We start from the raw sequence: 6,454 nt of genomic DNA on the forward strand, positions 1-6,454 counted from the left end.
AGTCGCTTTCTAGGCGGTGCCCGGCCCGTAGTAGCCGAGGAGGTAATCCTGCATGACACGTCGGCATTCCGCGATGAAACGCTCGTCGCCCTGGGGGTTCGCCCGGAACGCGCGGGACAGGATCGAATCGGCCATCTCGACCGCAACTTCGAGGCGGAAAGTCAGCTCGGCGCCGCCAGCGAGGCCGAACTCCTCCGCGAGGACCACGGCCAGCTGCCGGGCGAAGAATCCGGAGTCGAGATCGGCGGTGATCGGGGACAGTTCACGGTCCGAGAAGTGCATGATGCGAAAACCCGGCTCGGAACGATACAGGTCGACGAAGGCCGTGATGGAGCAGTCGACGGCGTCCCACCAGGTCTGCGGGGAGCTCTGCTTGAGCTCATCCGCCACCCGCTGCCGGTACCGCTGCACCGCTCGCTCCCGCAGCGCCTGCAGCACGGCCACCCGGTCGGGGTAGTAGCGGTACACGGTACCGATCGACGCCCCGGCGCGCTCGGCCACCATCGCCGTGGTGATGCGGTCGAAGCCCACCTCGTCGACGACGACGGCAGCGGCGTCGAGCAGGCCGGACAGGCGTGCCGTGCTGCGCTGCTGAATTGGCTCGGTCCGAACCGTCTGGCCCGGTACGAAAGGATCCCCACCGAAAAGGTCACTGAGTGACACTTGTCCTCCTTGAAAGATAAGTCATCAGCCTACGGTGCAAAACACGCTCCGGATGCCAGGAACGGCGCGCCCCGCCGGTGAATGTGAGAAACCCGCGTTTTTTCCACGGATGCCGCCGCGCGCTGCCGATGCGGTTTCCGCCGCGGGCGCGGGTTTGACCGCGGCCGGCGCGTGCGAGACTAGGGACTGTGTCGACGTCTCCTCGAATCCTGCCCACGGGCGCACCCGCGAAGATGATGCATCGCGCGGCCCGCGTCGAGGATTGGCTGCATTTCAAGCGGGAACGCTCGGCCCGCAAACGCGGCTACCTGCCGACCGTCATCCCCTATGCCGGCTACGGCTCGACCGAGTGGGTGCGCATCCTCTGCCGCGTGCTCCTGGCCAAGCCGGAAAAGCCGGAGAAGCCGGCCAGAACGGTTCACCATCGTTGGCGGGCCGAGCGGCGGGACGCGGGCATTCGTGGCTGGCGCAGTTTCACCAGCGTGCCGGTCAACGACGTGACCGTGACCATCGAGATCAACGGCAGCACCCATCGCGTGCGCGCCGACCGCGGCGGCGTGGTCGACACGGTCGTCCAGGTGAAGCTCACGCCCGGCTGGCACGTGGCCCAGCTGCACACGGATGACGCGTTCCAGCCGGTCGACGCCCCCATCTTCATCGTTGCGCCCTCCGTGAGCCACGGCATCATCTCCGATATCGACGACACGGTCATGGTCACCACCCTCCCCCGGCCGCTGCTCGCCGCCTGGAACACCTTCGTGCTCGACGAGCATGCCCGCGTTCCGACCCCGGGCATGGCGGTTCTGCTGGACCGGCTGGCCGCCACCGCGGAGGGCGCCCCGATGATCTACCTCTCGACCGGCGCCTGGAACGTCGCTCCGACGCTGACCCGATTCCTGTCTCGCAACCTGTACCCCTCCGGGGCGCTCCTCCTCACCGACTGGGGCCCGACCCACGACCGCTGGTTCCGCAGCGGTCAGGATCACAAGCGGGCGAATCTGCGGCGCCTGGCCCAGGAGTTCCCGGAGATCCGCTGGATTCTGATCGGCGACGACGGCCAGCACGATGAGGCCATCTACGGCGAGTTCCAGCGGGACTTCCCCGGCAGCGTGGAGACGGTCGCGATCCGCCAGCTGTCGCCGGGTGAGGCCGTACTGGCCGGACGCCCGGCCAAGGCTGCCAAAGTCGTCACAGACACCGTGGAGGAGCCGCACGACCCGCGCTGGGTCTACGGCCCGGACGGCGCGAGCCTGGCTCGCCAGCTCGCGGAGCGCGGCCTGCTCTAGCCGGTCCCGCCCGTGGACCCTGGATGGCCTCGGAACGGACGTCAGGCCGCCAGGATACGATCCAGCCCCCGGTTGATCTGGCGCGCCCAGAGCGGCCCGCGGTAGAGGAAACCGGTGTACCCCTGCACGAGGGTGGCCCCGGCAGCGAGCCGTTCGGCGACCTGTTCGGCCGTTTCCACGCCCCCGACGGAGATCACGCAGAGGCTGGCCGGCACCGACGCCCGGATCAGGCGGAGCACGGCCAGGGACCGGGCGTGCAGCGGCGCGCCGGAGAGGCCGCCGGCGCCGGCGGCCAGGACGACGGCCGCATCCGTTTTCAGCCCGTCCCGGGACAGCGTGGTGTTGGTGGCGATGATGCCGTCGAGGCCAAGCGACACGGACAGTTCGGCGATGCGGGTGACCTCGTCGTCGCTGAGGTCGGGGGCGATCTTGACCAGCAGCGGGGTGGCACCGGCCTCGGCTTTGACCGCGCGCAGCAGCGGGGCGAGCTGGTCGAGTTCCTGCAGACCGCGCAGGCCGGGAGTGTTGGGCGAACTGACGTTGACCACGAGGTAGTCGGCCAGGGGCGCCAGCAGGGCGGCACTGGCCAGGTAGTCGGCCGTGGCGTCCTCCACCGGCGTGACCCGGCTCTTGCCGATGTTGATGCCGAGGACCGGGCGTCCACGCACGGCGCGCACCCGGGACAGGCGTACGCGGGCCGCGCGGGCGCCGTCGTTGTTGAACCCCATCCGGTTGATCACCGCACGGTCGGGGATCAGGCGGAACAGTCGCGGCGTCGGGTTTCCGGGCTGCGGGACGGCCGTGATCGTGCCGACCTCCACATGGCCGAAGCCGAGCTGACCGAGCCCGATGACGGCCTTTCCGTCTTTGTCGAATCCGGCGGCGAGGCCGAACGGCGACGCGAAATGCAGCCCGAGGGTGTCGACGCCGAGGTCCGTCCGGGGCCGGGTGAAGCGGTGCACGAGGCGGCCGAAGCCCAGCGCGGGCACGGCCCGGATCACCGAGAAGGCCAGGTGGTGCGCGCGTTCGGGGTCGAGCCGGGCAAAGAAGAGCGAGAAGACGAGCGGGTACACGGGACCTCTAAGGTTCGGTTCTGCGGTTCGGTTCTAGGGCTCGGTCGGGCCGGCAGCGGCCGCCGGGGCTGCGGCGGTGACGCCGTGCTCGATGCGGAGCTGGGAGATGGCGGCCTCGAAATCCTCGAGCGAGTCGAAGGCCTGGTAGACGCTGGCGAAGCGCAGGTAGGCCACCTCGTCGAGTTCGCGCAGCGGGAGCAGGATCGCCAGGCCGACGTCGTTCGCGTCGACCTGCGACGAGCCCGTCTGACGGATGGTCTCCTCGACCCGCTGGGCCAGCATGGCCAGGTCGGAATCGGTCACCGGGCGGCCCTGGCAGGCCTTGCGCACGCCGGCGACGATCTTGTCCCGGCTGAACGGTTCGACCACCCCGCTGCGCTTGACGATGTTCAGGCTGGCCGTCTCGGTGGTGCTGAACCGGCGGCCGCACTCCGGGCACTGCCGGCGCCTGCGGATCGAGAGTCCGTCGTCGCTCGTGCGCGAGTCGATGACTCGGGAGTCGGGGTGGCGACAGAACGGGCAGAACATTGTGCTGCCAGCCTACTCGGTGCCGAATTGCGCGGTGGCGAAACGCGCGGTGACGGCGTCCCCGTGGGCCGGCAGTGCCTCGGCGGCGGACAGGGCCGCGATGTGCCCGGCGACCTCACGCAGGGCCTCCCGGGTGTACGTGACCACCTGCTGCGGGCGGAGGAAGGTGTAGGCGCCGAGCCCGGAGGAGAACCGGGCCTGCCCGCCCGTGGGCAGCACGTGGTTCGAGCCGGCCGCGTAGTCGCCGAGGCTGACCGGGGAGTGCGGGCCGAGGAAGATGGCGCCGGCGTTCTCGATCAGGGCGAGGACGGCTTCCGGGTCCCGGGTCTGGATCTCGAGGTGTTCCGGTCCGAAGGCGTTGCTGAACGCGGCCGCCGCGGCCACGTCGTCCACGAGCACGATCCCGGACTGCCGCCCGTTCAGCGACGCGGTGACGCGGGCACTGTGGGTGGTGGTCTCCATCAGCCCGACGAGGTGCTCGGCGACGGCGTCCGCGAGCACGGCCGAGTCGGTGACGAGCATGGCTGCGGCCAGTTCGTCGTGCTCGGCCTGGCTGACCAGGTCTGCCGCGACGAGTCGCGGGTCGGCGGAGGCATCCGCAATGACGAGGATGTCGGTGGGGCCGGCCTCGGAATCGATGCCGGTCACCCCGCGGACGAGGCGCTTCGCGGCGGCCACGTACACGTTGCCGGGTCCGGTGACGAGCTGCACCGGGTCGAGCCCGAGGCCGGGAACGCCGTAGGCGAATGCGCCGATGGCGCCGGCTCCGCCCATGGCGTAGATCTCGTCGATGCCGAGCAAACCGGCGACCGCGAGGATGGTGGGGTGCACGCGGCCGTCGAAGTGGCTCTGCGGCGGTGAGGCCAGCGCGATCGAGGACACGCCGGCGATCTGGGCGGGCACCACGTTCATCACGACGCTGGACGGGTAGACGGCCTTGCCGCCCGGCACATACAGGCCGACCCGGTTGACCGGCTGCCAGCGCTGCACGATGGTGGCGCCGTCGGCAATGGTGGTGGTCACGGTCGGCGGGACCTGGGCCGCGCTGGCGATGCGCACCCGGCGGATGGTCTCCTCGATGGCCGTGCGCACGGCGGGCTCCAGCCCGACCAGCGCCTCGGCGACGTGGGAGGCGGGGACCCGCACGTGGGCCGGTCGCACCCGGTCGAGACGTTCCGCCTGGCCGAGGAGGGCATCCTCGCCCCTGGCCCGTACATCGTCGATCAGTTCGGCTGCGATATCGCTTGCCGCGGTCACGTCGGTGAGCGCGCGCGGGACGGCCGCAAGCAATTCCGCCGGAGTGGGCCGGGTCCCTCTGAGGTCAATAGTCTGGATCATCGCCTTCCAGCCTAGCGATCAACTCCCGCCCACCGGGAATAGTCTGAACGCCGAGGAGATTGAGTCACTGAGATGAACGACACCAAAACGCCCCAGAACGCCGCCGCACCAGCCGCCGTGCCAGCCGCCGTTCCCCTGGCCGAGGACCCCAATGCGCCGCTGGACCTGGCCGCGTTCAAGCACGCCTTCCGGCGTCACGCCGCCGGCGTCGCCGTGGTCACCGCGTTGCGGCCCGACGGCACCCCGGTGGGGTTCACGGCCACATCACTGGCCTCCCTCTCGTCGGTCCCGCCCCTGGCCACCTTCAACATGGCCCGGTCGGCCAGCACCTGGCCTGCGATCGCCGAGAGCGACCGGGTCGTCATCCACATTCTCGGGGCGCGCAACCGCGGCGTCGCCGAGGTGATGTCCGGTCCGGCCGACAAACGCTTCGACGGCGACCACTGGCAACCCGGACCGCACGGCCTGCCCGTGCTGAAGGACGTCACCTCATGGATGGTGGGCCGGATCATCGAGCGCGTCCTGGTGCACAACAGCGCCGTGGTGGTCGTGAAGATCGAGTCCGGCGGCATGGGCGAGAACGACCAGGCCCTGCTCTATCACGAGCGCACCTACCGCGTGCCGGGGGCCGATGTCCAGCCCCGACGGGTCTAGCCCCGACTGGTCTTACTCGACCCGGCCTGGGCCTTCGCGTCCCTCAGGCGGCGGCGTTCGGCCTCGGCCACGGCGGCCACCTCGGGCGTGGGCGCGGTGCCCCCGAGGTGCCGCGGCTGCCACCATTGCCCCGCACCGTCGACCGGGTAGGCGGCCTGCAGTCCGTCGACGAGACCCTGGAGGGTGCCGTGGAGCGCCTGCGTCAACGATTGGGCGTCCTCCCCCGCAGCCGCCGATAATTCGGCGACCGTGAACGCCTCACCGACGGCGAAGCTGACCGGAACGCCGGATGCCTCGCGCAGCGATGGCTTGTGATTCTTGGTGAGCAGGCGGTGGCCGCCCCAGACGGCGATCGGGATGATCGGGACTCCGGCCTCGGCGGCCATCCGGACGGCGCCGCTCTTGAGTTCCCGCACGGTGAAGGACGCGTTCACGCCGCCCTCCGGAAACACTCCGAGCAGTTCTCCCTCCTTCAGCGCCTTCACGGCCTGGCCGTAGGCTTCCGCACCCGCCTTCATATCGACCGAGATGTGCCGCATTCCGCGTAGCAGCACCCCGACGAGCTTCTGGTCGAACGCGCCCTTTTTGGCCATGAAACGGATGTGACGCCGGTTCTTGTGCCACAGCATCCACTCGACCAGGGCGAAGTCCATGTAGCCGAAGTGGGTGATCGCCAGCACGGCTCCCCCGGTGTCCGGCAGGTTCTTCAGGCCCGTGACGGACGGCTTCAGGCGCAGCAGGCCGAAAACGGCCCGGCCGGCCGTGATCGCCGTCGTGTACAGGGGTTCACTCTCGCGCCGTGTCATGATCCAAGGCTACTGGTCGTCGCGGGTGATGTTCTTATGTTCGATGGCGTCGGCCATCTGGATTCGCGATTTCGTGGTCTTTCGCCATCGACGCGGGCCGCTCTCG

Annotated in this window: 7 protein-coding genes; 2 read left to right on the plus strand and 5 right to left on the minus strand. The window is 69.8% G+C overall.

The genetic code is table 11. From position 1 onward, the window contains the following. Window positions 1-9: 9 nt before the first annotated feature. On the minus strand, window positions 10-663 hold the full coding sequence (locus E3T37_RS05790) for a TetR/AcrR family transcriptional regulator (protein ID WP_134365863.1): 654 nt from the start codon (window positions 661-663) through the stop codon (window positions 10-12). 233 nt (window positions 664-896) lie between these two features. Between E3T37_RS05790 and E3T37_RS05795 the strand changes: the two genes are divergently transcribed. Then, window positions 897-1,949 carry an App1 family protein gene (locus E3T37_RS05795; RefSeq protein WP_134365872.1) on the plus strand — a complete coding sequence of 351 codons (1,053 nt, stop codon included), beginning with the start codon at window positions 897-899 and terminating at the stop codon, window positions 1,947-1,949. A gap of 41 nt (window positions 1,950-1,990) precedes the next feature. Here E3T37_RS05795 and E3T37_RS05800 read toward each other — a convergent pair whose 3' ends face one another. Genes E3T37_RS05800 through hisD form a run of 3 tightly spaced genes read right to left on the minus strand, consistent with a single transcriptional unit; the run spans window position 1,991 to window position 4,888 of the window. Beyond that, window positions 1,991-3,022 (minus strand): quinone-dependent dihydroorotate dehydrogenase, encoded by a 1,032-nt coding sequence (locus E3T37_RS05800; RefSeq protein ID WP_134365864.1) that lies wholly within the window; start codon window positions 3,020-3,022, stop codon window positions 1,991-1,993. 33 nt (window positions 3,023-3,055) lie between these two features. Next, window positions 3,056-3,550: a transcriptional regulator NrdR gene (gene nrdR, locus E3T37_RS05805; RefSeq protein WP_134365865.1), complete on the minus strand. Its 495-nt coding sequence runs from the start codon at window positions 3,548-3,550 to the stop codon at window positions 3,056-3,058. A gap of 12 nt (window positions 3,551-3,562) precedes the next feature. Further along, the gene (gene hisD, locus E3T37_RS05810) at window positions 3,563-4,888 is read right to left on the minus strand and encodes a histidinol dehydrogenase (protein ID WP_134365866.1); all 1,326 of its coding nucleotides are present in this window, start codon (window positions 4,886-4,888) and stop codon (window positions 3,563-3,565) included. Window positions 4,889-4,960: 72 nt separating this feature from the next. Here hisD and E3T37_RS05815 point away from each other — a divergent pair, with 72 nt between their 5' ends. Then, window positions 4,961-5,542: a flavin reductase family protein gene (locus E3T37_RS05815; protein ID WP_134365867.1), complete on the plus strand. Its 582-nt coding sequence runs from the start codon at window positions 4,961-4,963 to the stop codon at window positions 5,540-5,542. Here E3T37_RS05815 and E3T37_RS05820 read toward each other — a convergent pair. Beyond that, entirely contained in the window at window positions 5,539-6,348 is an 810-nt protein-coding gene (locus E3T37_RS05820) for a 1-acyl-sn-glycerol-3-phosphate acyltransferase (protein WP_134365868.1), read from the minus strand. The genes E3T37_RS05815 and E3T37_RS05820 overlap by 4 nt on opposite strands. Window positions 6,349-6,454: the final 106 nt, after the last annotated feature.

The sequence above is a fragment of the Cryobacterium sp. TMT2-10 genome, assembly GCF_004403075.1.
Taxonomy (GTDB): Bacteria; Actinomycetota; Actinomycetes; order Actinomycetales; family Microbacteriaceae; genus Cryobacterium; species Cryobacterium shii.

What these genes read in the sequence shown, in the direction of transcription:
- E3T37_RS05795 (WP_134365872.1), top strand. Translation starts at nt 897, where the DNA reads ATGATGCATCGCGCGGCCCGCGTCGAGGATTGGCTGCATTTCAAGCGG.
- nrdR (WP_134365865.1), bottom strand. Translation starts at nt 3,550, where the DNA reads ATGTTCTGCCCGTTCTGTCGCCACCCCGACTCCCGAGTCATCGACTCG.
- hisD (WP_134365866.1), bottom strand. Translation starts at nt 4,888, where the DNA reads ATGATCCAGACTATTGACCTCAGAGGGACCCGGCCCACTCCGGCGGAA.
- E3T37_RS05815 (WP_134365867.1), top strand. Translation starts at nt 4,961, where the DNA reads ATGAACGACACCAAAACGCCCCAGAACGCCGCCGCACCAGCCGCCGTG.
- E3T37_RS05820 (WP_134365868.1), bottom strand. Translation starts at nt 6,348, where the DNA reads ATGACACGGCGCGAGAGTGAACCCCTGTACACGACGGCGATCACGGCC.